At 69.2% G+C, this 25,798-nt stretch carries 23 protein-coding genes; 13 read left to right on the forward strand and 10 right to left on the reverse strand.

The features are described 5' to 3' along the window. Positions 1-31 precede the first annotated feature (31 nt). Positions 32-2,806 carry an FtsK/SpoIIIE domain-containing protein gene (locus IM776_RS06645; protein ID WP_194422201.1) on the forward strand — a complete coding sequence of 925 codons (2,775 nt, stop codon included), beginning with the start codon at positions 32-34 and terminating at the stop codon, positions 2,804-2,806. A 3-nt stretch (positions 2,807-2,809) separates the two neighbouring features. Here IM776_RS06645 and ald read toward each other — a convergent pair whose 3' ends face one another. Next, complete coding sequence (gene ald, locus IM776_RS06650; RefSeq protein WP_194422202.1) at positions 2,810-3,922, reverse strand: alanine dehydrogenase; 1,113 nt, start codon at positions 3,920-3,922, stop codon at positions 2,810-2,812. A gap of 55 nt (positions 3,923-3,977) precedes the next feature. Then, positions 3,978-4,973, reverse strand: a complete 996-nt coding sequence (locus IM776_RS06655; protein WP_194422203.1) for an asparaginase — start codon at positions 4,971-4,973, stop codon at positions 3,978-3,980. Positions 4,974-5,032: 59 nt separating this feature from the next. Between IM776_RS06655 and IM776_RS06660 the strand changes: the two genes are divergently transcribed. Then, entirely contained in the window at positions 5,033-5,506 is a 474-nt protein-coding gene (locus IM776_RS06660) for an OsmC family protein (protein WP_194422204.1), read from the forward strand. 57 nt (positions 5,507-5,563) lie between these two features. Here IM776_RS06660 and IM776_RS06665 read toward each other — a convergent pair whose 3' ends face one another. After that, positions 5,564-6,355, reverse strand: coding sequence for a lysophospholipid acyltransferase family protein (locus IM776_RS06665; RefSeq protein ID WP_194422205.1), 792 nt, complete (start codon positions 6,353-6,355; stop codon positions 5,564-5,566). Between the two features lie 113 nt (positions 6,356-6,468). On the opposite strand from IM776_RS06665, the gene IM776_RS06670 reads away from it, so the two are divergent. Both IM776_RS06670 and dxr read left to right on the forward strand, forming a co-directional pair. Then, the gene (locus IM776_RS06670) at positions 6,469-7,416 is read left to right on the forward strand and encodes an FKBP-type peptidyl-prolyl cis-trans isomerase (RefSeq protein ID WP_194422206.1); all 948 of its coding nucleotides are present in this window, start codon (positions 6,469-6,471) and stop codon (positions 7,414-7,416) included. Positions 7,417-7,445: 29 nt separating this feature from the next. Continuing rightward, complete coding sequence (dxr, locus tag IM776_RS06675; RefSeq protein WP_194422207.1) at positions 7,446-8,528, forward strand: 1-deoxy-D-xylulose-5-phosphate reductoisomerase; 1,083 nt, start codon at positions 7,446-7,448, stop codon at positions 8,526-8,528. A 282-nt stretch (positions 8,529-8,810) separates the two neighbouring features. Here the strand turns inward: dxr and IM776_RS06680 are convergent, their stop codons facing one another. The 3 genes from IM776_RS06680 to IM776_RS06690 all read right to left on the reverse strand — a co-directional run bounded on the left by IM776_RS06680 (position 8,811) and on the right by IM776_RS06690 (position 11,838). Beyond that, positions 8,811-10,424, reverse strand: coding sequence for a Mur ligase family protein (locus IM776_RS06680; protein ID WP_194422208.1), 1,614 nt, complete (start codon positions 10,422-10,424; stop codon positions 8,811-8,813). Positions 10,425-10,507: 83 nt separating this feature from the next. Next, complete coding sequence (locus IM776_RS06685; protein WP_194422209.1) at positions 10,508-11,167, reverse strand: YcnI family protein; 660 nt, start codon at positions 11,165-11,167, stop codon at positions 10,508-10,510. A gap of 98 nt (positions 11,168-11,265) precedes the next feature. Next, positions 11,266-11,838, reverse strand: a complete 573-nt coding sequence (locus IM776_RS06690) for a hypothetical protein (protein WP_194422210.1) — start codon at positions 11,836-11,838, stop codon at positions 11,266-11,268. Between the two features lie 51 nt (positions 11,839-11,889). Between IM776_RS06690 and IM776_RS06695 the strand changes: the two genes are divergently transcribed. Continuing rightward, positions 11,890-13,200: a M50 family metallopeptidase gene (locus IM776_RS06695; protein ID WP_194422211.1), complete on the forward strand. Its 1,311-nt coding sequence runs from the start codon at positions 11,890-11,892 to the stop codon at positions 13,198-13,200. A gap of 26 nt (positions 13,201-13,226) precedes the next feature. Then, positions 13,227-13,613, forward strand: coding sequence for a VOC family protein (locus IM776_RS06700; protein WP_194422212.1), 387 nt, complete (start codon positions 13,227-13,229; stop codon positions 13,611-13,613). A gap of 2 nt (positions 13,614-13,615) precedes the next feature. On the opposite strand, the gene IM776_RS06705 is transcribed toward IM776_RS06700, so the two are convergent. Beyond that, positions 13,616-15,496 carry an anthranilate synthase family protein gene (locus IM776_RS06705; RefSeq protein ID WP_194422213.1) on the reverse strand — a complete coding sequence of 627 codons (1,881 nt, stop codon included), beginning with the start codon at positions 15,494-15,496 and terminating at the stop codon, positions 13,616-13,618. A 220-nt stretch (positions 15,497-15,716) separates the two neighbouring features. Between IM776_RS06705 and ispG the strand changes: the two genes are divergently transcribed. Together ispG and IM776_RS06715 are read left to right on the forward strand one after the other, a co-directional pair. After that, positions 15,717-16,847: a flavodoxin-dependent (E)-4-hydroxy-3-methylbut-2-enyl-diphosphate synthase gene (gene ispG / locus IM776_RS06710; RefSeq protein ID WP_194422538.1), complete on the forward strand. Its 1,131-nt coding sequence runs from the start codon at positions 15,717-15,719 to the stop codon at positions 16,845-16,847. Continuing rightward, complete coding sequence (locus tag IM776_RS06715) at positions 16,847-17,713, forward strand: alanyl-tRNA editing protein (RefSeq protein ID WP_228479953.1); 867 nt, start codon at positions 16,847-16,849, stop codon at positions 17,711-17,713. The genes ispG and IM776_RS06715 overlap by 1 nt, the downstream gene beginning before the upstream one ends. A gap of 122 nt (positions 17,714-17,835) precedes the next feature. Here the strand turns inward: IM776_RS06715 and IM776_RS06720 are convergent, their stop codons facing one another. After that, complete coding sequence (locus IM776_RS06720; RefSeq protein WP_194422215.1) at positions 17,836-18,351, reverse strand: ATP-binding protein; 516 nt, start codon at positions 18,349-18,351, stop codon at positions 17,836-17,838. 85 nt (positions 18,352-18,436) lie between these two features. Between IM776_RS06720 and IM776_RS06725 the strand changes: the two genes are divergently transcribed. Both IM776_RS06725 and IM776_RS06730 read left to right on the forward strand, forming a co-directional pair. Continuing rightward, the gene (locus IM776_RS06725) at positions 18,437-19,339 is read left to right on the forward strand and encodes an aminoglycoside phosphotransferase family protein (RefSeq protein ID WP_194422539.1); all 903 of its coding nucleotides are present in this window, start codon (positions 18,437-18,439) and stop codon (positions 19,337-19,339) included. A 14-nt stretch (positions 19,340-19,353) separates the two neighbouring features. Next, the gene (locus tag IM776_RS06730) at positions 19,354-19,818 is read left to right on the forward strand and encodes a GNAT family N-acetyltransferase (protein ID WP_228479954.1); all 465 of its coding nucleotides are present in this window, start codon (positions 19,354-19,356) and stop codon (positions 19,816-19,818) included. Positions 19,819-19,860: 42 nt separating this feature from the next. Here IM776_RS06730 and IM776_RS06735 read toward each other — a convergent pair whose 3' ends face one another. Next, positions 19,861-20,625, reverse strand: a complete 765-nt coding sequence (locus tag IM776_RS06735; RefSeq protein WP_228479955.1) for a phosphotransferase family protein — start codon at positions 20,623-20,625, stop codon at positions 19,861-19,863. Between the two features lie 77 nt (positions 20,626-20,702). Continuing rightward, the gene (locus tag IM776_RS06740) at positions 20,703-22,124 is read right to left on the reverse strand and encodes an RNB domain-containing ribonuclease (RefSeq protein WP_194422218.1); all 1,422 of its coding nucleotides are present in this window, start codon (positions 22,122-22,124) and stop codon (positions 20,703-20,705) included. A 53-nt stretch (positions 22,125-22,177) separates the two neighbouring features. Here IM776_RS06740 and IM776_RS06745 point away from each other — a divergent pair, with 53 nt between their 5' ends. Genes IM776_RS06745 through IM776_RS06755 form a run of 3 tightly spaced genes read left to right on the forward strand, consistent with a single transcriptional unit; the run spans position 22,178 to position 25,764 of the window. Then, positions 22,178-22,948 carry an isocitrate lyase/PEP mutase family protein gene (locus IM776_RS06745; protein WP_194422219.1) on the forward strand — a complete coding sequence of 257 codons (771 nt, stop codon included), beginning with the start codon at positions 22,178-22,180 and terminating at the stop codon, positions 22,946-22,948. Positions 22,949-22,975: 27 nt separating this feature from the next. Continuing rightward, positions 22,976-24,730, forward strand: a complete 1,755-nt coding sequence (locus IM776_RS06750) for a proline--tRNA ligase (protein WP_194422220.1) — start codon at positions 22,976-22,978, stop codon at positions 24,728-24,730. 2 nt (positions 24,731-24,732) lie between these two features. Continuing rightward, positions 24,733-25,764, forward strand: a complete 1,032-nt coding sequence (locus IM776_RS06755) for an LOG family protein (RefSeq protein ID WP_194422221.1) — start codon at positions 24,733-24,735, stop codon at positions 25,762-25,764. The last annotated feature ends 34 nt before the right edge of the window (positions 25,765-25,798 follow it).

The following is a 25,798-nucleotide window of genomic DNA, read 5'->3' on the forward strand; positions in this document are numbered from 1 at the left end:
CCGCTGATCCGCGATCCCCTGGAATGGGGGAATGGATCTCGAACCCCTGACGCTCCCCGTCGCCGCTGCGGAGCCGGCACGCCAGTCTGTTCCCGTCCTCGCCGCCGTCGTACCGATCGCCGGCGGCGTCGTGCTGTGGCTCATCACCGGCTCGGTGTTCGCGCTGTGCTTCGCCGCCCTGGGGCCGCTCATGATCGGCGCCTCGCTGATCGACGGAGTGCGCACCCGTCGACGCACGAGGCGCAGGGCGACGCAGGAAGAGGCCGCGGACTGGCGTCGCGCCGAGCAGGATCTGCGGAGCCGTCACCGGCGCGAACGCAGCGAGCTGCGGCGCGTGCACCCGGATGCCGCGGCGAACCTTCAGGAGCCGCCGCTGCGTGACCTGCAGCCGGTCGACGAGAAGACGCCGATCGTCATCGGCTCCGGATCCCGGCGCAGTGCACTGCGTGTGACGGGGGAGGAGAACGAGCGGACGCGGGCGTTCCGGGAGCGGGCAGCTCGCCTGGAGGATGCTCCGCTCGTGGTGCCGATGGGGCGGGGTGCGTGCCTACGTGGACCTGAGCCCGTCGTCGCGGCCGCGGCACGCGCGCTGATCGTGCAGCTGTGCCTGCGTCATTCGCCGTCACAGCTCGCGCTCAGCGGAGACGGCATGGAGGCGCTGGGCCTGAGCGGGCTTCCCCATGCCAGGCGCGCTCACCGCGGCGCGTGGCGGCTGGCCGTGACTTTCGGCGAGGGCGATGCGTCCGATGCGTCCGCTCAGCTGAGACTGTGTGCGGACGACGGCGAGGTTCCGGAGGGCGTCACCACAGTCGTCGACATCGTCGATCCCTCACGCGCCCGTCTGCGGACGACCTCGGGCGCCGAGGACATCGCCGTCGAATGCCTCTCTCGCCCGCAAGCGGTCGCGATCGCCGAGATGAGCGTGGCGCGAGAGGGCGAGTCTGTCCGGCTGCCGGATGCCGTCGCGCTCGTCGATCTCGATGCCGCGCCGAGCCCGAACGGCGCCGGTCTCGCGGCGGCGATCGGCCGCACGGAGCGCGGTGATCTGGTGCTGGATCTCGTCGAGGACGGGCCGCATGCGATCGTCACCGGAATGACGGGCTCGGGCAAGAGCGAGCTCCTCGTCACCTGGATCGCGTCGATCGCGCGCTCCCACAGCCCCGAGACCGTGGCGTTCGTGCTCGCCGATTTCAAGGGCGGGACGGCATTCGACCCGCTCCGCGACCTGCCGCACGTGGCCGCTGTCGTGACCGATCTCGACGACGAAGGAGCGCGGCGAGGCGTGGAGAGCCTGACCGCGGAGCTTCGTCGGCGAGAAGCAGTGCTTGCTGACCTCGGGGCGCGCAACATCGCCGAGACGGACGGCCGGCTCGGCCGGCTCGTGATCGTCGTGGACGAGTTCGCGGCGCTGCTGCAGGAGCATCCGGATCTCGCTGTCGTGTTCACCGACATCGCCGCGCGCGGGCGCGCATTGGGCATGCACCTGATCCTCGGCACGCAGCGGGCGGCAGGGGTCATCCGCGACGCACTGGCGACGAACTGCCCGTTGCGCGTGAGCCTGCGCGTTACGGATGCGGCCGACAGCAGGCTCGTCATCGGTTCGGATGATGCCGCGGGCCTCCCCGGCGGTGCAGGATCACGTGGCCTGGCGTTCGTCCGCAGACCGCAGGACTCCGAGGCCGCGGCCACGCGGATCGCGCTCACGGGCGCCAGCGATCTGCGCGTGGCGGGAACCCGGTGGCCGGACGCCGCGGCCCCTCCCAGCCCGTGGCTCCCTCCGTTGCCGAGCCGGCTCCTGTTGGAAGACCTCTCGCGCGGGCACGGCGATGAGCGCACACTGCTCCTCGGGCTCTGCGATGAGCCCGAGCGGCAACGGCAGACGCCGCTCACGCTGCGGGCGGGCGTCGACAGGGGCATCGCGGTCGTCGGCGGCGGCGGGTCGGGTCGCTCGGCGGTACTCCGGCTCCTCGCCGCGCAGTGCGACGACGCGGTGCTGATCCCGGCCGAGCCGGAGTCCGCCTGGGATGTGATCGCCGATCTCGCCGAGGGGCTGGATGCGGCACCGCGCCTGGTGCTGTGCGACGACATCGATCGGCTCGTGTCGGAGCTGCCCGCCGAGCACGGTGTGCTCGTTCTGGAGCGGCTGGAGAAGCTGATCCGCTCTGCCACCGCGCAGGGGTGCACAGTGGTCGTCACGACGGCACGCGTGACGGGGCAGCTCGCCCGTGTCATCGATTCGCTGCCGGTGCGGATGCTGCTGAGGACGAGCACGAAGCTGGAGCACCTCGCCGCGGGAGGAGACAGCGACGGTTATCTCCGCGATCGGCCTCCCGGGCGCGCGCGGGTCGGCGACCGCGAGGTCCAGATCGCCTGGACCGATCATGCACTCGAGACCGCCGCCACGGCGCCGGCAGTGTGGAGGCCCGCAGCAGATGTCGTCGGCGTCGTCGCGACGGGAGTCCGGCGCGTCGTCGAGGCGTTGCGCACCGCGTACCCCGACCGGGAGGTGATTCCGGTCGGCGATCAGTCCGCGTCGATCGAGACGCCGCGGCGGATCATCGTCGGCGACGCCGAGGGCTGGCAGCGGCAGTGGGCGCTGTGGCAGCGGATCCGCGTCGACGGTGAGATGCTCGTGCTCGCCGAATGCCCGACCGAACTGCGCACCCTCGCCGCGTGCCGTGAGCTCCCTCCGTATGCCGAGACGCACAGAGGACGCGCGTGGAGCATCGTGGACGGTCGTGCGCCACGTCGCCTGATCGTGCCGCAGCTCGATCCCGCCACGAGGCGCGTCACGCCCGAGCAGTGAGCGTCAGAGCACCGAGTCCAATGGCTCGGCGTCCAGACCGTGCGCGAGCGCGACCCCTTCGTTGATCACGGCGCCCGCGGCGACGTTCAGGCCGGCGCCGAAGGCGGCATCGGCGCCCAGCGCGCTGCGCCAGCCGTGCGCGGCGATCTTGCGCACGTACGGCAGCGTGGCGTTCGTCAACGCAGACGTCGAGGTGTTGGGCACCGCTCCGGGCATGTTCGCGACGCAGTAGAAGACCGTGTCGTGCACTGCGAACGTCGGATCGGCGTGCGTGGTCGGCCTGGTGTCCTCGAAGCATCCGCCCTGGTCGACGGCGATGTCCACCAACACGCTCCCCGGCCGCATCTGCGCGACCATCTCGTTCGTGACGAGCTTCGGTGCGCGCGCACCGGGGATCAGCACGGAGCCGATCACGAGGTCGGAGTCCAGCACCGCCCTGCGCAGGTCCAGCGGGTTGGATGCCGCAGTCTTCACCCGCCCCGCGAAGTGATCGTCGAGCATCCTGAGCCGCGGGATGTTCGTGTCGAACACGGTGACATCCGCTCCCATGCCGCTGGCGATAACGGCTCCGTTCGCACCGGCGACGCCGCCTCCGATCACGGTCACTCTCGCCGGTCGCGTGCCCGGCACGCCGGACATCAGCAGTCCGAGACCGCCGTTCGAGCGCATGAGCGTGTTCGCGCCGACCAGGGGCGCGAGCCGGCCGGCGACCTCGCTCATGGGGGCGAGCAGCGGAAGGCTGCCGTTCGGGAGCTGCACGGTCTCGTATGCGATCGCCGTGATGCCGTCCGCGATCAGCCGATCGGTGAGCGGTCGGTCCGCGGCCAGGTGGAGGTAGGTGAACAGCGTCAGATCGTCGCGGAAGTGGCCGTACTCGCTCGCGATCGGCTCCTTGACCTTGAGGAGCAGCTCGGCGCGCGCCCAGACCTCCGCCGCGTCATCCAGCAGCGTGGCGCCCGCGTCGGCGTACTCGGCATCCGGCATCGAAGACCCGACGCCGGCGCCGGACTGCACGAAGACCTCGTGACCTGCGGCGACGAGGTCGTGCACTCCCGACGGCGTCAGGGCCACGCGGTACTCGTTGTTCTTGATCTCGGTGGGGACGCTGATCCTCATCGTGATTCCTCTCCGCCCTCTTCATCGAGGGACTGTGCGGCCCCGGGTCAGGGCATCATATGCCGGCGCCGGGACGGATCATCCCGACGTCGCTCCCACCGCCGAGGACGGCGAGGGGAAGTTCTTCGGCCAGCGACGCCACATCCGTGTCGCTGAGAGCTCCGGCGCGCGCCAGGAGCGTCGCCGCGACGATCGTCGCGGCGCGTCCGGCGCCGTCGAGCATCTTCACGGCGACGGTCGCGCCGTTCGGGGCAACCATGACCATGACGCCCTCCGCGCCGCCCTTGGCGAACACCCCGAGCCGCTCGATCGCGATGGTGTCCGGCCGACCGGGACCGTCGATGGTCCAGGGGTTCTCCTTCACGGCGCGCACGAGCGTGCCGGCGACGCGGTGCAGGGCGAAGGGGGAGCGCTCCGAGGCCGTCCCGATGCGGTGCATGCCACGTGCCAGGCCGGTGAGGGTGATCGCGTGCACCGGGGCGCCGCAGCCGTCGACCGAGGTGTGCGCGATCCGCTCGCCGGTCAGTCTCTCGATCACTTCGCGGATGTGCAGCTGCAGCGGATGCGCCGTGTCGAGGTAGCCCTCGGTCGGCCAGCCCGTCGCGACACAGGCACGCAGCATCGCGGCGTGCTTGCCGGAGCAGTTCATGCGGATGCGGGTCGGCCGGCCGTGCTCGCGGACGAGCTCGTCACGCGTGGCGGTGTCGCCCGGCCACGCGGGCGGGCAGGCGAGCGCGTCTTCGGTCAGGCCTCCGCCGGCGAGGACGTCGCGCACGACGTCGGCGTGCCGATCCGTGCCGGCGTGGCTCGCCGACGCGAGTGCGAGCTGCGAGCCTTCGAGGTCGGCACCGGCGGTGATGCACGCGACGGCCTGGAGGGGCTTCAGGCTGGAACGGGGGAGGAACAGGGCGTCGGGATCGCCGAGCCTGCGCACGACCTCGCCGTCCGGGGAGAGCACGATCGCGGCGCCGGCGTGGCGGGATTCGACGAACCCGCTCCGTTCGACGACGGCGAGTTCAACGGCATCCGCGACGGTGAGAGTCTCCAGCACCGCTCCAGCCTATCCGGGGATGCGGCGCGCGGCCGTCTGCGGCATGCGAGACTTCAGCCATGGCTCTCGGAGAACACCACTACGCGCTGACCGCGACCTGGACCGGCGATCTCGGCACGGGGACGAGCGGATACCGCGAGTACGCCAGGGACGTCACGCTGTCGGTCGACGGCAAGCCGGATGTCCTGGCATCCGCAGACAAGCCGTTTCGCGGGGATGCCACGCGCTGGAACCCGGAGGACCTGCTGCTGGCCGCGCTCTCCGAATGCCACCTGCTCTCGTACCTGCACGCCTGCGTCACCGCGGGCGTCGTGGTGGTGTCGTATCGCGATCGCGCCATCGGCGTGATGACGGAGGACGGGCGGAGTGGGGGCGCCTTCACGGACGTGCTGCTGCGCCCTGAGGTCGTCGTCGCCGAGCCGGCGATGATCGAGCGCGCCGAGCAGGCGCACGCGGAGGCGCACCGGATGTGCTTCATCGCGAACTCCGTGAACTTCCCCGTTCGCCACGAGGCCGTGGTGACGACCCGCTGACCCTGGCTTCCTGCTGAGCGCAGTTCAGGCCAGCCGGTCCCTGAGCCTGTGGAAGGGTCAGCGCCGCTCGTGGGGGAGCGCCTGCTTGATCTTCTCGATCGGGCTCTGCGCGGGCGGCTCGTTGTAGACGCCGGCGAGCTCCTGGCCGCTGAGGGCGTGGATGCCGGCCATGATCTCGTCGGTCGCGAGGCGACGCGCCTTGCCGCTGGTCGCGGGGCCGTGCACGGAGACGTCGATCGGCGCACCGAACCGGACCGTAATGCGCTCTTTGGTCGAGGGGAGCTTCGCACCCTTGGGCATCACCTTGTCGGTGCCGATCAGGCCCACCGGAACCACCGGCGCGCCGGTCTGCAGCGCGAGGAACGCGACTCCGGTGCGGCCCTTGTACAGCCGGCCGTCGGTCGAACGGGTGCCCTCGGGGTAGAGCGCGACGGCGAGACCCTCCTCGAGCAGCTGGCGCTGCTGGTCCAGCGCATCGAGCGCCGCCTGGCCGGCACCGCGCCGCACCGGGATCGCGCCGATCGCCTCGAAGAACGACCGCTTGGCGGCGCCGGCGACACCGTGGCCCTCGAAGTACGAGGACTTGGCCAGGAAGTGCACAGGGCGGGGCGCGGCGACGGGGATGGCGATCGAATCGATGAACGACAGGTGGTTGCTGGCGAAGATGACGGGTCCGTGTGCGGGAACCAGGTCGCGGCCCTCGACGTGCGGACGGTAGATGAGACGTGCCAGCGGTCCGATGATGGCGCGCCCCAGCGCATAGGTGAAGCCCGCGCGGCGCGGCGTCGCGCCTTCGTCCGAGGTCTCTACGTCGGGGGTCTCAGAGGTGCCGGACTGCGCAGAGGTCATCGGATCAGGGTACTCCCGGATCCATTCCGTCCGCGGAATGAGCGTCGTTCAGCGGGAGCAAAGGCGAGTGCGACAATATGTACTGGTCCCCGCTCAAGATCCGAGGTTTCACTGTGCGCACACGCTCGCTCATCGCCCTGTCCACTCTCACTGCCGCCACGCTGCTGCTGGCCGGGTGCACGGGGACCGATGGCACGACAGGCGATGACGCTGACGGCGCCCCGACGGATCTGTGCTCCGCTGCGGTCGACTCCGGCACGGCGTCGGACGAGGTCGAGATCGAGGGCGACTTCGGTGCGGCTTCCACCGCCACTTTCGAACTCGGCCAGCAGGTCGACGAAGCGCAGCGCACCGTCCTGAGCGAGGGTGATGGCGACGCGATCGCGGATGGCGACTACGTCAGCTACGCGCTCAGCGCGTTCGACGGCGATTCGGGCGAGCGCCTCGGAGACGCCGGCTACGCCGAGGGCGAGCTTCTTCCCGCTCAGCTGACAGCGGATGCACCGCTCGGCCAGCTCATCGGCTGCGCGACCGTCGGTTCGCGCCTGTCGATCGTGTTCCCGACGACCGAGGACGCGGCGGCCCAGTTCTACATCCTCGATGTGCTCGACGTCGTCCCGACCGCGGCGTGGGGCGAAGAGCAGGCTCCCGCTGACGGCGCGCCGGCCGTCACTCTCGACGACGAGGGCGCCCCCACTGTCGAGATCCCCGAGGGCGATGCGCCGACCGAGATCCAGATCTCGGTGCTCAAGGAGGGTGACGGCATCGCCGTCGAGGACGGCGACACCACGCTGCTCCAGTACCACGGCGTGGGCTGGGAGTCCGGTGAGGTCTTCGACTCGTCGTGGGCCAACGGCGCACCGATCTCGAGCGAGGGCAACGGCTACGTGCCGGGCTTCGTGCAGGCGCTCGCCGGTCAGAAGGTCGGCTCCCAGGTGCTGGTCGTGATCCCTCCGGCTCTCGGATACGGCGAAGGCGAGATCAACGACGAGGACCTCACGGGTCAGACTCTCGTCTTCGTGATCGACATCCTCGCCACGATGCACCCGGCCGCCGCATAGCGCCTCTCGCCGGGGCTTAGGCTGGCGGCATGCGTCGCATCATCGTCCTCGGTTCCACAGGCTCCATCGGCACCCAGGCGGTGGAGGTGATCCGCGCCAACCCCCGCAGGTTCGAGCTCGTCGGCCTCGCGGCCGGCAGCAACGCCGAGCTCATGGCCCAGCAGGCGGAGAAGTTTCAGGTGGAGCACACGGCGCTGGGCGCCGACGAAGCCGAGCAGCTTGTCCGTGACGTCGAGGCGGATGTGGTGCTCAACGCCATCACCGGCTCCATCGGGCTCGGATCGACGCTTGCGGCGCTCAAGGCGGGCCGCACGCTGGCGCTGGCGAACAAGGAGTCGCTGATCGTCGGCGGTCAGCTGGTGAAGTCGGCGGCCGCAGAAGGTCAGATCGTGCCGGTCGACTCGGAGCACTCCGCACTTGCGCAGGCGCTGCGGTCGGGAACGCACGATGAGATCCGGCGCCTGGTGGTGACGGCATCCGGCGGACCGTTCCGCGGACGCGCGCGCGCCCAGATGACCGATGTCACCCCGGCCGAGGCGCTCGCGCACCCGACGTGGGACATGGGACGCGTCGTCACGACGAACTCGGCGACGCTCGTGAACAAGGGGCTCGAGGTCATCGAAGCCCATCTGCTCTTCGACGTGGACTACGACGACATCCAGGTCGTCGTGCACCCGCAGTCGATCGTGCACTCGATGGTCGAGTTCATCGATGGTTCGACCATCGCTCAGGCCTCGCCGCCGGACATGAAGCTGCCGATCTCGCTCGCGCTCGACTGGCCGCATCGCATCGGCGGCGTCGGGCGCCCGCTGGACTGGACGCAGGCGACCAGCTGGGAGTTCGAACCGCTCGACGACGAGGCGTTCCCCTCGGTCGCGCTTGCCAAGAGCGTCGGACGGGCCGGCCGAACGTTCCCCGCCGTCTTCAATGCCGCGAACGAGCAGGCCGTCGACGCCTTCCACGAGGGAAGGCTGCCGTTCCTCGGCATCGTCGATACGATCGCACGCGTCGTGGATGCGCACGAGGCGCCGGACGCGCTGACGGTCGAGTCACTGGCGGACGCCGAGACGTGGGCTCGCGAGACCGCCGACCGGGTCATCGCGTCCAGCTGAACTCGTTTCGACTCGCTGGCGTTCGCTCAACGCGTTTCGTATGCGGATCCTTCGGCTCCTCCGCTCAACGACCCGCGATCTGCGCTCCTCGCTCAACGATCCGTATCGGTGCTTTCTGCGGAGCCTTCGGCTCCTCCGCTCAACGACCCGCGATCTGCCCTCCTCGCTCAACGATCCGTATCGGTGACTTCTGCGGGTCGTTGAGCGAAGGCGCGGAGCGCCGGAGACGAAACGGGCTGAGCGAGCGGAGCGAGTCGAAGCCTCTCCCGCTGCGGCAACCGCTCAGTCGGCGTACGGAACAGGCCAGTGCGGCTCCGGCACCGGCCACCCGGCATCCCGGAGAGCGCGCCGCGCAAGCTCGCGCGCCGAGTACGGCGTGCGGACCCCGCGGATGTCGCGGTAGTCCTGGTGGCCGGGCCCTGCCCACAGGATCGCGTCGCCCTCGTCGACCATTCCGACGGCGGCCACGATCGCCTTCTCCGGCGGCGAGAACTCGTGGATCTCAGCATCCGGTTGCGCGTCGCGCGCGCCGGCGATCAGCGTCGCGCGGATCGACGTCGGATCCTCGAACCGCGGGTGGTGATCGGTGATGACGAGGATGTCGCTGCCCTCCACGGCGGTGCGGCCCATGTCGCGGCGCTTGGTGGCATCGCGGTCGCCGTCGGCGCCGAACAGCATCACCGTGCGTCCGGGTGTGACACGGCGGACGGCGGCGAGGGTCTTCACGAAGGCGTCGGGCGTGTGCCCGAAGTCGACATAGACGGCCGGGCCCCGCTCGCCGGAGACGAGTTCCGTGCGCCCCGGCAGGTACGCGTCGATGCGCCCGTCGCGTGCGAGCGCTCCGGTGATGCGCTCCCACGCGTAGCCGCCCTCGAGCAGCATGACGATCGCCAGAGCGGCGTTCGCCGCCATGTGCGGGCCGATCACGGGGACGACGGTCGTCAGCGTGCGGTCCTGGGGCCCCGTCATCGTGAACCGGGTGCCGCGCTGGCGCTCCTCGTCGATGGTGACGACCCAGTCGGCGCGGGATGCCTCGTCCGCGTCGGCGGCGATCGCCGGGGTCCCCACGGTCACCACGGGCACCTCGGATGCCTCCACGACGTCGGCGCCGAAGGCTGAGTCGAGTGAGATCACCGCGCGGCGGGAGCGGTCGGGGCGGAACAGCGGCAGCTTCGCCTCGAAGTACTCCGTCATGTCGGCGTAGTCGTCGAGGTGGTCGTGCGAGAGGTTGGTGAATCCGGCGACGTCGAAGACGATGCCGTCGACGCGGCGGCGGGAGAGCGCCTGCGCGCTTACCTCGACGGCCACAGCCTCGACGCGGCGTTCGCGCATCAAGGCCAGCAGCGCGTGCGTCTCGTAGGCCTCCGGTGTTGTGAGCCGCGAGATGATGACGTCACCCGCGATGTGCCTCTCGGCGGTGGACGACAGGCCCGTCACGACGCCGAGCTGGCGGAGGATGCCCTCCAGCAGATGCGTGACGCTGGTCTTGCCGTTCGTCCCGGTGGTTCCGAACAGCAGCGGGAGGTCGTCATCCGCTCCGGTGCCGTAGACCCAGGCGCTGAGCGCACCGAGCACGCCGCGCGGGTCGTCCACGATCACGATCGGCAGTCCGGAGTCGGCGGCGATGTCAGCGCCATCCTGATCGGTCACGACCGCGACCGCACCCTTTTCGGCCGCTGTCGCGGTGAAGACCGCACCATGCTGATTGACCCCGCGGATCGCGACGAACACGTCGCCGGGGCGGAGGTCGGCAGTGGCGAGGGTGATTCCGGTCAGGATGACGCCATCGAGCTCACCGCGGGTGGCGGTGCCGAATCGGGTGGCGAGGTCCGTCAGGGCCCGCTGTGGCGGAGCGTCCGGACGGAGCACAGGAGGGAGGCTGGGCTGAGTCGACATAGCCCGTCAATGATCTCACGCGCGATCCCCGGGGCGCGTCGAGCAGGTGCCCGGCGCGCCCCGAGGACCGGCGGAGCAGGCGATCAGCGCGTGGAGCGGCGAGAGCCCCTAATCGTGATCACGAGTGCGACGATGCCGGCGAGCAGTCCCGCCGAGCCGAGTGCGATGCCGACGGCGGGCGCGGGATCCGCTGAGCTCTCGGCCGCGGCATCCGGGTGCTCGCCATGACCGGCGTCCGCCCCTGCATCCGCCGTGTCGCTCACGCTGACAACGGGCGCGGGGGAGTCGAGGTCGTGCGGATCCTCGCCGTCCTCGGCGATCTCGACCCACTCGTTCGCTCCGGTCTCGCACTGCTGCTCGACCGGGAACGCGAGGGTCTCAGGGGCGTCCTCGCCGAGCCGCACGGCCATCGTCACCTCGCCGCGCAGATCATGAGGGATCGGCGTGGTGGCGGTGTAGGTGACCGCCGACACGAGGCCGTTGTCTGCGCGCTCCACGGCGACATCCCAGGTCGCATCGACCGTCGGTGCGACAGAGGTGAGGCCATCGGGCATCGTGATGCGCAGCGCCGTGGTGGGGGAGTTCTCGCAGCCGTGCGTGAACGAGAAGGCGAGCACGGCCGACCCCTCAGGGGTGACGGTGTCGGGGCTGACGCCGACGTGCGCCTGGGCTGCGGCGGGAGCCGCGAGCACGAGGCCCGCGGCGAGGGCGGCGACGAGCGCGCCGCGACGGGTTTTCGACATGGTTTCTCCTGTACGTGTGCAGAGTCGTCTCTGCGTGCGGGCGCGTCTGTGGCGCGCGGAATCCGCGGTGGATGTAGGGGTGACACGTGTGCGGCTGATCAGCCGCGGGAGAGATCCGGTGGGCCTCGAAGGGTGACGTCGCCGACGATGATCGTGGAGACGAAGACGCGCGCGGTCCGCGCGATGGATGCCGGCACCGGCCAGCCCGGGAACGGCTGCGGCACGTGCCGGCGCAGCACCGCGCGCGCCCACCGGGCGATCGCGCGGAGCGTGCTCTCGCCACGCCACAGCAGGGCGACGGTCAGCATGCCCGCGAGGAGGTGAGCGGCGAGCATCCCCGCATCCGGCGCGACGCTCTCGCCGAGCGGGCTGAGGACGAGGGTGTGCTGGTGCCCGGTGCTCGCGACGCTCGACGCGACGGTGGCGTTCAGCGCGACGAAGAGCACGTGGAAGACGCTCTGCGACAGCAGGACCGTCGCTGTCAGTCTCGGCAGGCTGAGGCGCCTGCCGACGAGCAGAGCGGCGATCGGCGTGAGGAAGACGCTGAGAGCCGCGATGAGCAGCGGATGCGGTGCGGCACCGCCGCCGATGGTGTGCGAGACCGCGGCGATGATGGTCGCGACCGACGATGCGGCGGACCCACGCAGGAGTCGCAGCTGCCGGGAGGTCACCGCACCAGCCTATGCGGCGGATTCCTAGTTCGCGCGCAGTAGCGTTGGCTCGTGGAAATCCTGCTCTATGCCGTCGGCATCGTGTTCATGCTGATCGGCCTCGGCCTGTCGATCGGGCTGCACGAGATCGGGCATCTCGTCCCGGCGAAGCTGTTCGGCGTGAGAGTGGGACAGTACATGATCGGCTTCGGTCCGCGGATCTGGTCGAAGCGCATCGGCGAGACCGAATACGGCATCAAGGCGCTGCCGGTCGGCGGATTCATCTCCATGTCGGGGATGTATCCGGCATCCGACGGCAAGCCCGTGCGTGGTCTGTTCGGATCCCTCGTGCAGGACGCCCGGTCGGCGAACGACGAGACGATCGCCGAGGGTTCCGAGGAGCGCGTGTTCTACCGGCTGCCGGTCTGGAAGCGGATCATCGTCATGCTCGGCGGCCCCGTGATGAACCTCATCCTCGCAGTCGTGATCTTCACGGTGCTGGCATCCGGGATCGGACTTCAGCAGGGGACGACGACCATCGCGAGCGTCAACGAGTGCGTGGTCCCGGCCGGCACGACGCAGACCGAGTGCGAGCCGGGTGATCCGGCCTCGCCGGCTGCTGAGGCCGGTGTGCTCCCCGGTGACGTGCTCGTCTCGATCGACGGGACGCCGCTGGACGACTTCGCGGAAGCGACGGCGATCGTGCAGGCGTCTCCAGGGCAGACTCTTGAACTGGTGGTCGCCCGCGACGGCGAGGACGTGCGTCTGTCGATCACGCCGATCGCCGCGGAGCGCGCGTTGACGGATGCCGGCGGCCAGCCGCGGCTGGATGCCGACGGCGAGCAGGTCGTCGCAGAGGTCGGCTACGTCGGCATGGGCGCACAGATGGGGTTCATGCCGCAGCCGATCGGCACCGGGGCAGTCATGGCGGGGGACAACGTGGCACGCGTGGCGGAGCTGATCGTGCAGCTGCCCGTGAAGCTCTGGGACGTCGGTTCGTCGCTGGTGACCGGCGCCGACCGCGACCCGGACGGGCCGCTCAGCGTCGTCGGCGTCGGACGTCTGGCAGGCGAAGTCGCCTCGACGGATGCTCCGATCATGAATCGGTTCGTCGTGCTGCTGAGCCTCCTGGGCTCCCTGAACATCGCCCTGTTCGTGTTCAATCTGATTCCGCTGCTGCCGCTGGACGGCGGTCACGTCGTGGTGGCGCTGTGGGACGGCATCCGACGTGCGTGGGCGAAATTGTTCCGCCGCCCGCCGCCCGCACCCGTGGATGCGACCAGGCTCGTGCCGCTGACGGTCGTCGTCGCCGTGCTGCTGATCGCCATGGGAGCGCTGCTGATGATCGCCGACGTCGTGAACCCGGTGAACCTGTTCCAATGACATCGCGCTTCTCCTAGACTGGCGCGATGCTGATCGTCGGATCGATCGTCTTCCGCGTGCGGGACATGGCCGCACAGACCGACTTCTGGACGCGCGCACTCGACTACGAAGTGCGTGAGCCGGTGAAGACGGACTTCGTCGTCTTGCGTGCGCGCGACGGACGAGGGCCCGAAGTTTCGCTCGACGCTCATCACTCCGAACGCGTGCTCCCACCTCGCATGCATCTCGACCTGTACGCCGATGATCAGAGCGCCGAGGTCGACCGGCTCCGGGGGCTCGGCGCACGAGTGATCGAATGGGATGGCCGGCCCGCCGACGCCGACTACATCATCATGGAGGATCCGGAGGGCAATCGCTTCTGCGTCATCGATGCATCCGGCATGGTCGATTGGAACGAGCGTCGAACCGGCTGACCTCAGCGCAGCGCGTGTGTCACCAGACGCTCGAGGGTGCGGATGCCGTCACGCGACAGGATCGACTCGAGATGCCCCTGCACGCTGGCGAAGCCGTCGCCGCGCAGGGCGTAGACGTCTCCGGTACTCGGGTCGGCGGACACGCCGTGCGTCTCCGAGCCGGGGGAGACCCGTGCCGTGAACGTGTTGTAGAACCCGATCGACGCGTCCTCGCCGAACACCGGCACTGTCTTCTGCAGCCCCTGGTGCGGGGCGGCGAGCGGGGCGAGGTTCAGACCGAGCCGGTCCGCCAGGATCTGGTGACTCAAGCACACGGCGAGCAGGGGAGCGCCCTGGTCGAGGCGGCGGCCGACGAGCTCCCGCATGCGGGAGATGCGCTCCGAGGTCGCGTCGCGCGGGTCGCCAGGGCCGGGGCCGGCGACGACCAGTTCGGCCGCGTCGATCTCGGCATCCTGAACCTCGTGCCACGGCACGATTCTCGCGTCGAGGCCGAGGTGGCGCAGTTGGTGCGCCAGCATCGTCGTGAAGCGGTCCTCCGCGTCGACGACCAGCGCCGTGTGACCGGCGAACGGGCCCGTTGATCCATCCTCCTGGGGGTTCAGCCAGAACTCGGCCAGGCGGGAGTTGCGCGAGGCGAGGAGGGCTGAGACCTCGGGATCGTCGGCCAGGGGCGTCTCCGTCGCAGGCTCGTCGGGGTCCGCCTTGATCGCGGCGGTGGTGTCGCGCGGGATCGCTCCGATCGCGCCGAGAACGCCGGCGGCCTTGCCGTGCGTCTCGCTGACCTCGCCGTAAGGGTCGGAGTGGCGCACGAGTGTCGCGCCCACCGGCACGCGAAGCCGGCCGTCCTCGAGATAGACGGTGCGGATGAGGATCGGCGCGTCGACGTCATGTCCGCCCTCGCCGTTCGGGGTGAACAGGGCGGCGACGCCGGAGTAGTATCCGCGCGGCGTCGTCTCGTGCCGGCGGATCACGGCGCAGGCGTTCTGCATCGGAGAGCCTGTGACGGTCGGCGCGAACATCGTCTCGCGGAGGATGTCGCGGGGGTCCAGGCGGCTGCGGCCGCGCAGCATGTACTCGGTGTGGGTGAGGCGCGACATCTGCTTGAGGTGCGGACCGGTGATGCGGCCGCCGTCGGAGCAGACGGCGCTCATCATCTTCAGCTCCTCGTCGACGACCATGAAGAGCTCCTCGGTCTCCTTGGTGGAGGAGAGGAAGTGGATCAGGGTCTCCTTCGTGGCGCCGCCGGCAGGGTGGCGGAAGGTGCCGGAGATCGGATTCATGGTGACGATGCCGTCGCGTGCGACCACGTGGGCTTCGGGGCTGGCGCCGACCGCGATGTGGCCGGGAGTGATGACGGCGAACGTCCAGTAGGCGCCGCGTTCGTGCGTGAGCAGGGCGCGGAACCAGGCGAGCGCGGTGCTGCGCTCCTCGGCATCGACGGTGGCGGTGTAGTCGCGACGGATCACGAAGTTCGCGCCCTCGCCGCGGCCGATCTCGTCGGCGATGACACGGCTGACTACCTCGGCATAGTCCTCATCGCTGATGTCGAAACCGGCATCCGTGAGCGGCACGGTGTGGTCGGGAAGTGCGGCGAGCATCTCCTCGAGCGGGAGATCACGGTGCTGGTCGACGATCAGGCAGCGCAGCGGGGTGCCGTCGTCGGTCGCCTCGAACCCGCGTTCGCGCACCTGGCGGTACGGGACCATGGCGAACACCTCGCGCGGTGTTCCGTCGACTGTGAGCGGGATGTCGGCGAGCAGGTCGACGTCGCGGGTGGCCCCGGTGAGCAGTTCGACGCTCTGTGCGCCGTCGCGTGCGATGAGCACGAAGGATGCGTCGGCATCGTCCACCAGATCGGCGAGCAGGGCTGCGGTATCGGTCATCGATGTCTCCTGTGCAGTGCTCCGGCTCGGGCAAACGAAAAGACCGCCCCGGAGGCGGTCTGGATTCGTGAAATGCGAACGCACCGCCTAGAAGACGGGCCACCAGGTGGTTGTGCGCATGCGCTGAAACTATCACAGTGCGGCATGCCGCGATTGCGCTTCCAGCCCCTGTCGATCTGGGCCGCGTAACCTTGAGATCGTGCCTGCAGTCAATCTTGGGATGCCGAGCGTCCCCGAAGTCCTGAGCCCTCGTCGCAAGTCCCGTCAGATCAGCGTCGGCAAGGTGCTGGTGGGTGGCGACGCGCCCGTCAGCGTGCAGTCGATGACGACCACGAAGACGACCGACATAAACGGGACTCTCCAGCAGATCGCCGAGCTGACGGCTTCCGGCTGCGAGATCGTGCGCGTCGCCGTGCCGCATCAGGACGATGCGGATGCGCTGAAGATCATCGCGATGAAGAGTCAGATCCCGGTGATCGCCGACATCCACTTCCAGCCCCGCTACATCTACACGGCGATCGACGCCGGCTGCGGTGCCGTCCGCGTGAACCCCGGGAACATCCGTGAGTTCGATGGCAACGTCGGCAAGATCGCCGAGGCGGCGAAGGCTGCCGGTGTCTCGCTCCGCATCGGCGTGAACGCAGGTTCGCTCGATAAGCGGATCCTCGCCAAGTACGGGAAGGCCACCGCGGAGGCGCTCGTGGAGAGCGCCGTGTGGGAGGCGTCGCTCTTCGAGGAACATGACTTCCACGACTTCAAGATCTCGGTCAAGCACAACGACCCGATCGTGATGGTCAAGGCGTACCGTCAGCTCGCCGAGCGGGGGGACTGGCCACTGCACCTCGGTGTCACTGAGGCGGGCCCCGCATTCCAGGGCACGATCAAGTCGGCGACGGCTTTCGGCATCCTGCTGTCGGAGGGCATCGGCGACACGATCCGCGTCTCGCTGTCGGCGCCGCCCGCCGAGGAGGTCAAGGTCGGCCACCAGATCCTGCAGTCGCTGAACCTGCGCGAGCGCAAGCTCGAGATCGTTTCGTGCCCGTCGTGCGGTCGTGCGCAGGTGGACGTGTATACGCTCGCGGACAGCGTGACCGAGGGCCTGAAGGACATGACCGTCCCGCTGCGCGTGGCCGTGATGGGCTGCGTCGTCAACGGGCCGGGTGAGGCGCGGGATGCCGACCTCGGTGTGGCATCGGGGAACGGCAAGGGTCAGATCTTCGTCAAGGGCGAGGTCATCAAGACCGTGCCGGAGGCCGACATCGTCCAGACGCTGATCGAGGAGGCGAACCGCATCGCCGACGAGATGGGTCCGGATGCCGCGACCGGCACTGCGCAGGTCATCACCGCGTGATGTCGGCGACACTGGTCACTTTTCCGGACGGCGAGCTGCGCGCAGAGGGCATCGTCTCCGCAGTGCACTCTCATCCCGACGGCGCGGTGTTCGTCGTCGGTCAGACCCCGTTCCACCCGGTCGATCACACCTGGCCGGATCAGCCTGGTGATGCCGGGACGCTCAGCCGTGGTGAGGACTCTGCCACCGTTGTGGAGGCGGTAATGGCCGCCGTCAGCGACGATGACTCGTTCGCCGTCGGCGCGGACATCCCGGTCAAGCGCGGCGCTGAGGGCTGGACCTGGCTGGTCGGGCATCGGCTCGATGCCGCAGAGCCGCCGGCGTGGCTGACACCCGGAGCGGCCGTCACGCTTCACGTCGATGAGTCGCGTCGCGACGGTCTCAGCCGCGGTCACACGGCATGTCACCTCGCTTCGCTGGCGCTCGATCTCGCCGTCGCCGACCTGTGGCGCAAGGATCCCGGCGTCGACGCTCTTGGGAACCCGGACTTCGAGGGGCGGGCGAACCAGACCAGTCGCATCCACGTGGACGGCAGCGTCGACGAGTATCGACTCGGGAAGAGCCTGCGCAAGGCCGGATTCGACACGGAGACGTTCGCATCGACGCTCCCGGAACTCGAGCGGCGCGTCAACGCGCAGCTGGCGACGTGGGTGGCCTCGGGCGCTGCGAGCGGCATCGAGACCGATGGTCCGACGATCATCGACCGGCGGCGCTGGCGCTGCGAGCTGCCCGAGGGGAATGCCGTGATCCCGTGCGGCGGTACGCACGTGAGCTCCTTGAGCGCGTTCGCCTCTATCTCGGTCGCGCTGGAGATGAGTGATCCGCAGACGCTGGTGATGACGACCACGGCGGTGCCGGCAGACTGAGCTGGGAGTCGGGTGCCACAGCCGTTCAGGCAGCTGTTCGGAAACGCTTCGGCGGAGGATCGATTGCAGCCCACGCGTGCTCCAGAGCGAGGCGCGGTTTCAGCGCGGGTCGCGACAGCGCGTCAGAAAGAACCCCAGCCAAGAGCCCGCAACACCTCGCGCGCGGACTCGTCCTCGTTCTGATCGTGCGTCGACACGAAGATGTCGCGGATCTCTTCTAGGTCAGTGCGGCCGGCGTGGTGGTCGACCCAGGAGCGCAGCGATTCCCTCCACTCGTCGGTTGGTTCGCGCTCAGTGACCCTTGCTTTGAGTACGTCGACTGGAGCCGTCAGTTCACAGACGACGAACGACGCCGCGGGGACCGCGGCGCGGAGTTGATCGAGACGTTCGGCGTCCGCAACGACGGTGGGGATGATCACGTGAATGTCGGGCACTTGCGCGTAGTTGGGCCAGATCGCTGCAAGGTTGGCGAGCCAGAAGTCGCGACGGGGAGATGGAAAGACGAGGTTCAATTCATCGACATCGATGACGCCATGAGCCACGCCGCCGGCTCTGAGCAGTTCAGAGATAGTCCGAGCCAGCGTGCTCTTGCCCGACCCGGGGGAGCCGTGCAGGATGAGGACGCTCGCGGAGTTCACCCGACGACGCTACCAAGCGCCGGATCGGAACGCTGCTGCTGAGGGGCCTCGGAAGCAACCCACGGATATCGTCGGTCGAGTGAAGATGCATGCCGACCAGATAGACGTCGACGAGCGCACCGCACGTCGGCTCATCGTCGAGCAGTTCCCGCAGTGGCGGGCAGAGCCTCTGCGCTGGGTCGGCGATCACGGAACCGTGAACGCGATCTTCCGGATCGGTGAGCATCACGCCGCGCGGTTCCCGCTGAATCCGGCAGCCCCGGCAGAAGTCGGGGACATGCTCGTCCGTGAAGCGGCGGCGATGAGCGAACTCGCCGCTGTGTCTCCCGTTCCCACGCCGGTTCCGTTCGCGATCGGCGCTCCGGGCCCCGGATATCCCCTGCCATGGTCGATCCAGACCTGGATCCCGGGCGAGGAGGCGACCCCGGACGCAGCCTCGCACTCACCGGTATTCGCCCGCGACCTCGCACAGCTCGTGCTGTCCCTACGCCGGGCGGACACCGGCGGCAGACCGTTCAGCGGCCGCGGACGCGGAGGTGATCTCCGGGACTCCGACGAGTGGATGGCGACCTGCTTCGAGAAGAGCGAGGGGATGCTGCCGGTGCCAGAACTGCGCGATATGTGGGCCCGCATGCGGGAGCTTCCCGACGCGAGCGGTCTCGCCATGACACATGGCGACCTGATTCCAGGAAACCTCGTGCTCGACGGCGACCGGCTCGCGGGGGTCCTCGACGGCGGCGGCTTCGGCCCGGCCGACCCATCGCTCGACCTCGTGGCGGCGTGGCATCTGCTGGATGCCGACGCGCGCACCGTGTTCCGCGAAGAGCTGGACGCCGACGACCTGGAATGGAACCGAGGTGCCGCATGGGCTCTCCAGCAGGCGATGGGCCTCGTCTGGTACTACGTCGAGTCCAACCCTCCGATGAGCGCGCTCGGACGCAACACCCTGCGCAGGCTTCTCGTCGCCGACGATCTCAGGGAGCGATGAAGCGGATGCTGGAAATGCAGACGCTCACGGAGTCCGACTGGCGCGCGTGGCGCAGCCTGCGCCTGCGTGCGCTGCAGGACGCGCCGTTCGCGTTCGGCTCGCGTTATGAGGATTGGAAGAATGCTCCGGAAGAGCGGTGGCGTCAGCGATTGCGGAATTCCGGGATGCTGAACGTCATCGCTCTCCGGGACGGCATCCCCGCCGGCATGGTGGGCGGGATGCAGGGGGAGCGGATCGAGCTGATCTCGATGTGGGTCGCGCCGGAGGCACGCGGTCACGGTGTCGGAGACGCGCTCATCTCGGCTGTCGAAGCATGGGCTATTCCACAGGCGACAGAGTTGTGGCTCGCCGTCGTGCCGACCAACAGCGCAGCTGTCACGGCGTACGTCCGCAACGGCTTCGAGCACGTCGACGAGCCCGGCGATCCACTTCCGGAGGACAGAGGCCGCGAACTGCTCATGCGCAAGCGCCTCGGCTGACCGGACACCCCCCGCTCAACGCGGGATCACTGACGCCCGTCCTCAGAACGCAGCAAGTGCCTCGGCCAGCATCCGATGCCCTTGCGCCTCGAACTCCTCGTCACCGACCTGGAAGGCCCAGCACGCCGTGCCGACAGCTTCCTGCAGGCGCGCGAATCGCCAGTGGTCCGCGTCCCGGGGATCCTCGCCATAACCGTTGAAGAACGCCGTCTCCAGCTCCGGCTGTCCGCGCCACTGCTGGGCTGCGAGGCGAGTCAGATCCGTTGCGGCGGGACGGAATCCGAATCGGCCGAAGTCGATCACGCGCACGACGTCGCCGTCGGTCAGCCAGTTGCGGGGCTGCCAGTCGCCGTGAGCGGGTACGACCGCGGCCGGCGTGGTCGGCGATGAATGCAAGATGTGCCGAGTCTCGGACGCGGTATCCGCATCCACGCGATTCGGCTGGTCGAGCCAGGACAATGCCCGATCCCTCGTGCGTGTCCAGTAACCCGCATCCTCCCGCGTCTCCTGGCGATGCAACTCGCGCAGCAGCGCACCGGCGCGGTTGTATGTGTCGGACTGCTGTTCCGCATCCGTACCCTCTACCAATCGGCCCGGCAGGTGATCGAGGATCATCACCCTCAGTGACGCATCGCCATCTCGCAGTCGCGCGGCGTGTCCGGTGTCGACGAGCGCGCGAGTGTACTTCGGGTGCGCCGAGAGCTCGCGTTCGATGTGATGGTTGCTGGCACCGCCGGCCTTCACCACGGCATCGCCCGCGGTGGAACGCACGTGCAGCACGATCGATTCGACCACGTTCCAAGACATGTCGCGCACCGAATCCGGTTCACCCAATCGCGCATGAACCCAGTTCTGTTGCTCAGGCGAGAGGCGGTCCAATGCGCTCACAGCGCGAACTCCACTTCGCCCTTCGCGATGTCGACCCGCACGACCTTCAGCAGGACGGCTTCGCCCGGCTGCGTGCCCGCGGGTACGGGCGAGGACGCCGTCACCGCCGGATCGGCGAGCTGAACGTTCGCGCGCTCGCCGCCGTTTCGAACCTCGATCACCGTCGCCTCGATGACCGTGCCGACAAGCGGCCGCATCAGCGCCGCCTCCACCCGGTTGACCGTGTCGGCGTTCAGCCGCGATGCCCGCTGACTCGACGCCTGCATGAGCTCGGGCAACTCATCGAGGGAATCGCGAGCCCACGCGGGGACGCCCGAGCCGTCGGAGATCCCGAGGCAGATCGCCAGTACCCACCGGTCGACGAGCCGCCGCAGAGGAGCGGTCGCGTGCGCGTACGGTGCGGCGATCGCCGCCTGCTCGATCTCCGCAGGCACGACTCCGTGGAACGTCACGTACCCCGCCCCGCGAAACAGCGATGCGGCGGCCTCCAGTACGGGCAGCGCAAGCGGATCCGCGCGATCGAGGCTCCGCAGATACTCCCCGTACTCGCCGGTGGTCCACGGCCGACCGAGCGCCTCGGTCTGATGCCGGAAGGCCTCGAACGCCGCGGCATCCGGCTCGGGCATCGTCCGCAGCACGCCCACCTTCGCCTCCAGCATCAGCGACGCCGCCGCCATGCCCGTCATCAGGGAGAGCTGCGCGTTCCAGTCCTCGATCGGCAGGGGAGTGCGCCGTACGAGACCGTACGTCCCGTCCTCGCGCTGCACGACCTCCTCGTCGGGCATGTTCAGGCTCGCACCTCCGCGCTCCCGCTCCTTCTTCAGTCGCAGCGCGCCGATCACCGGCAGCAGCGATGCCGGCGACTCCTCACCGGCATCCAGCGCGCGCTGTGCGCTCTCGTAGTCGAGCTGCGCGCGCGAGCGGATCAGCGCCCGTTCGAGACGGAAGCCCTCCACGTCACCCGATGCGGACAGCGCGAAGGTCCACACCAGCGCCGGACGATCCTCGCCGGGCAGCAGCGACGCGCGCCCCTCGCTCAGCTCCCGCGGATGCAGCGGGATCGATCCGTCCGCCGCATACAGCGTCTGCCCGCGCGCTCGTGCCGCGGCATCCAGCGCTCCGCCCGGAGCCACGAACGCCGGGACGTCTGCGATCGCGTACCGCACCTCGAAGCCGTCACCGTTGCGGGCGAGGTGGAAAGCCTGATCGAGATCCCTCGACCCCAGCGGATCCAGCGTCGCGAACGGGACATCGCGCAGATCGAGACCGGGCAGGGGCGGCGTGACGTCGGATGCCTCGGCGATCGCCTCCGGCGGGAACCCGACCGGCGCGTCCAGCGAAACCCGAAGCGCGGCAAGCGCCTCGGCGAGCCCGCTCTGCGCGGCGGACGGGGCGACATGTGATCGACGCTGAGGCATGCCACCACCCTAATTCCGGCCCCTGACCGCCATGAAGGGATTAGCGTGAAGCCATGACCGCTGCAGAGAAGGCACAGAAGCTCCGTTCGCTCTACGACGCCCCGGAGATCCTCCGCGTCGTCAACATCTGGGACGTCGTCTCGGCCAAGGCCGTCGCCGACCTCCCCGAGACCACCGCGCTCGCAACTGCTGGCCACTCCATCGCCGCCACCTTCGGCTACGCCGACGGCGAGATCCCTCGCGAGCTCATGATCGACATGGTCGGGCGGATCGCGGCATCCACCGAGCTGCCCGTGAGCGCCGACCTCGATGACGGATACGGCGATGCGGGGGAGACCACCCGCCTCGCGATCGGCGCGGGCATCGTCGGCGCCAACGTCGAGGATCGCCTGAAGCCGCTCGCCGAATCCGTCGCGGTCATGGAGGCGATCGTCAAGGCCGGCGAAGCAGAGGGCGTGCCGTTCGCCCTCAACGCCCGCACCGACGCATTCGTCCGCGCGGGCGACCGCCCGATCGAGGAGAGCGTCAAGGATGCCATCGAACGAGGCCGTGCGTTCCTGGATGCCGGCGCGACCTGCGTGTTCGTGCCCGGCATCCTGAACGCCGACGTCACCGCGCAGCTCGTGGAGGGCATCGGCCGGGGAAGGATCAGCGTGATCGGCCTGCCCGGGGCGCTCGCGGCCGCAGAGTACGAAGCGCTCGGCGTCGCCCGCATCTCCTACGGTCCGATGATCCAGCGCGTCGCTCTCACTGCCCTGCAGGATGTCGCGACGAGCCTGTACGCCGACGGCGTCATCCCCGAGGGGACACGCGCGCTGAACTGACCGCGGAGGCGTCACTAGACTTGACGCGTGGTCACACGTCTCTCGAAGTTCTTCCTCCGCACGCTCCGCGAAGACCCGGCAGGTGCCGAGGTCAAAAGCCACCGGCTGCTCATCCGCGCCGGGTACATCCGGCCGCAGGCGGCCGGCATCTTCGCATGGTTGCCGCTGGGACTGAAGGTCAAGGGGAAGATCGAGACGGTCATCCGCGAGGAGATGGCCGCGGCCGGCGCGCAGGAGGTGCACTTCCCGGCGCTCATGCCCCGTGAGGCCTACCAGGCGACCGGTCGCTGGGACGAGTACGGGGACCTGCTGTTCCGCCTGCAGGACCGCAAGGGCGGCGACTACCTGCTCGCCCCGACACACGAGGAGGCGTTCACGCTGCTCGTCAAAGACCTCTACTCGTCGTACAAGGACCTGCCGCTGACGATCTTCCAGATTCAGGACAAGTACCGCGACGAGGCGCGCCCGCGCGCCGGCCTCCTCCGCGGCCGCGAGTTCACGATGAAGGACGCGTACTCGTTCGACGCATCCGACGCAGGTCTCGATGTCAGCTACATGGCCCAGCGCGACGCATACGAACGCATCTTCCAGCGCCTGGGCCTCGAGTACGCGATCGTACAGGCGGATGCCGGCGCGATGGGCGGGTCGCGCTCGGAGGAGTTCCTGCACCCGACCCCCGTCGGCGAGGACACCTTCGTGCGCAGCGAGGGCGGCTACGCCGCCAACGTCGAGGCCTTCACGACCGCGGTTCCGGATGCCGTTCCCTTCGACGACGCGCCTTCGGCTGTCGTCTTCGACTCTCCGGACACCCCGACCATCGAGACGCTCGTCGCGCACTCGAACTCGGTGCTCGACCGTGAGGTCACCGCGGCCGACACGCTGAAGAACGTCGTGCTGGCGCTCACGCACCTGGACGGCACCCGCGAGCTCGTCGTCGTCGGCATCCCCGGCGACCGCGAGGTCGACGACAAGCGTGCCGAGGTCGCCTTCGCGCCCGCCGAGGTGTCCACCGCGACGCCGGAGGACTTCGAAGCCAACCCGCTGCTGGTCAAGGGCTACATCGGCCCGTGGTCGCCCACCGGCGCCGTCCTCGGCGAGGAATCCGCCACCGGTATCCGCTACCTGGTCGATCCCCGCGTCTCCGAGGGCACCAGCTGGATCACCGGCGCCAACCTCGATCAGAAGCACGCGCACTCGGTGGTGGCGGGTCGCGACTTCGTTGCCGACGGCATCATCGAGATCGCGAACGTCCGCGACGGCGATCCCGCCCCGGACGGCTCCGGCCCCGTCTCGCTCGCACGCGGCATGGAGATCGGTCACGTCTTCCAGCTCGGCCGCAAGTACGCCGAGGCGCTCGGACTCAAGGTCCTCGACGAGAACGGCAAGCTCGTCACGGTGACCATGGGCTCGTACGGCATCGGCGTCACCCGCATCCTCGCGATCATCGCCGAGCTCAACAACGACGAGAAGGGCCTCATCTGGCCGGCATCCGTCTCGCCCTTCGACGTGCACGTCGTCGCAGCAGGACGCGACCAGGTCGCCTTCGACGTCGCGGAGCAGGCATCGGCCGACCTCGAGGCCGCCGGACTCGACGTGCTCTACGACGACCGCCCGAAGGTGTCGCCCGGCGTGAAGTTCGGCGACGCCGAGCTCGTCGGCGTCCCCCGGGTGCTCGTCGTCGGGCGGGGAGCCGCCGAAGGCCAGGTCGAGCTCTGGGACCGCCGCACGGGGGAGCGCGACAGCATGTCGCTGGTCGAGGCGATCGAACGACTGACGCGCTGATCATGACCGACGCGCAGCGCGACGAGCAGACAGCCGCGATCGAGCGGATCGTCGCCGAGTCCGGAATCGTTGCGAACCGCTCGCTGATCCGGCGGATCCTGCGCACGGGCATCCATCTCGGCGAAGACGGCACGGACCGGTTGAACCTGAAGATCGCCTCCGCCGCGCTTGCCGAGATGCGCGATGCGTTCCGCCTGTTCCAGCCCTACGCGGACGTCCCCAAGGTCACGGTCTTCGGTTCGGCGCGCACCAGGCAGGACGACCCGCTCTACGACCAGGCGCGATCCGTCGCAGAGGTGCTCGCCGAACGCGGGTGGATGGTCGTCACCGGCGCCGGTCCTGGAATCATGCAGGCCGCCGCAGAAGGGGCGGGAGAGAAGATGGCGCTCGGCGTGTCGATCCGCCTGCCCTTCGAGGAGAAGCCCAGCGCGGTCGTCGCGGATGAGACGCACTCCGTGGAGATGAAGTACTTCTTCACGCGCAAGCTCATGCTCGTGAAGGAATCGACCGGCTTCATCTGCCTGCCCGGCGGCTTCGGCACGCTCGACGAGATGTTCGAGCTGCTCACGCTGCAGCAGACCGGCAAGGCGGAGCCGATGCCGGTCGTCCTGCTCGACGAGCCGGGCGGCACGTTCTGGCGCGGGCTGGAGCGCTTCGTCGTCGACACGCTGATCCCTGCCGGAGTCATCTCGCCGGATGACTTCGACCGCGTGCTCGTGACGGATTCCGCCGAGGAGGCGGTCGCCGAGATCACCGGGTTCTGGATCAACTACGACTCGCTGCGCTGGGTCGATGACGTCCTCATCCTGCGCCTGAAGCACCGGCCGACCGAGGTGGAGGTCGAGCACCTCAACGAGGAGTTCGCCTCGATCATCGCCGAAGGCCGCATCGAGCTCGTGGCCGCGCAGCCCGTCGAGCTCGCCGACAACGACCGCGTCGACCTGCCGCGGCTCGGGCTCCGACTCGGCCAGCGCGAGGTCGGCGGACTCTACCGCCTCATCGACGCGATCAACGCACTCGACTCCGCGCGCTGACAGCCGTCCCGCGGAGCGGGTATCGTTGTACGGA

It is taken from the genome of Microbacterium abyssi, from assembly GCF_015277895.1.
Classification (GTDB): Bacteria; Actinomycetota; Actinomycetes; order Actinomycetales; family Microbacteriaceae; genus Microbacterium; species Microbacterium abyssi.

Bases quoted from the DNA above. Each gene is read 5' to 3' on its own strand.
- IM776_RS06680 (WP_194422208.1), bottom strand. From the start codon at position 10,424: ATGTCGACTCAGCCCAGCCTCCCTCCTGTGCTCCGTCCGGACGCTCCG.
- IM776_RS06705 (WP_194422213.1), bottom strand. From the start codon at position 15,496: ATGACCGATACCGCAGCCCTGCTCGCCGATCTGGTGGACGATGCCGAC.
- IM776_RS06665 (WP_194422205.1), bottom strand. From the start codon at position 6,355: ATGACCTCTGCGCAGTCCGGCACCTCTGAGACCCCCGACGTAGAGACC.
- IM776_RS06645 (WP_194422201.1), top strand. From the start codon at position 32: ATGGATCTCGAACCCCTGACGCTCCCCGTCGCCGCTGCGGAGCCGGCA.
- ispG (WP_194422538.1), top strand. From the start codon at position 15,717: ATGCCGAGCGTCCCCGAAGTCCTGAGCCCTCGTCGCAAGTCCCGTCAG.
- IM776_RS06715 (WP_228479953.1), top strand. From the start codon at position 16,847: ATGTCGGCGACACTGGTCACTTTTCCGGACGGCGAGCTGCGCGCAGAG.
- IM776_RS06740 (WP_194422218.1), bottom strand. From the start codon at position 22,124: ATGCCTCAGCGTCGATCACATGTCGCCCCGTCCGCCGCGCAGAGCGGG.
- IM776_RS06700 (WP_194422212.1), top strand. From the start codon at position 13,227: ATGCTGATCGTCGGATCGATCGTCTTCCGCGTGCGGGACATGGCCGCA.
- IM776_RS06660 (WP_194422204.1), top strand. From the start codon at position 5,033: ATGGCTCTCGGAGAACACCACTACGCGCTGACCGCGACCTGGACCGGC.
- IM776_RS06685 (WP_194422209.1), bottom strand. From the start codon at position 11,167: ATGTCGAAAACCCGTCGCGGCGCGCTCGTCGCCGCCCTCGCCGCGGGC.
- IM776_RS06755 (WP_194422221.1), top strand. From the start codon at position 24,733: ATGACCGACGCGCAGCGCGACGAGCAGACAGCCGCGATCGAGCGGATC.
- ald (WP_194422202.1), bottom strand. From the start codon at position 3,922: ATGAGGATCAGCGTCCCCACCGAGATCAAGAACAACGAGTACCGCGTG.
- IM776_RS06730 (WP_228479954.1), top strand. From the start codon at position 19,354: ATGCAGACGCTCACGGAGTCCGACTGGCGCGCGTGGCGCAGCCTGCGC.
- IM776_RS06735 (WP_228479955.1), bottom strand. From the start codon at position 20,625: ATGTCTTGGAACGTGGTCGAATCGATCGTGCTGCACGTGCGTTCCACC.
- IM776_RS06745 (WP_194422219.1), top strand. From the start codon at position 22,178: ATGACCGCTGCAGAGAAGGCACAGAAGCTCCGTTCGCTCTACGACGCC.
- IM776_RS06725 (WP_194422539.1), top strand. From the start codon at position 18,437: ATGCATGCCGACCAGATAGACGTCGACGAGCGCACCGCACGTCGGCTC.
- dxr (WP_194422207.1), top strand. From the start codon at position 7,446: ATGCGTCGCATCATCGTCCTCGGTTCCACAGGCTCCATCGGCACCCAG.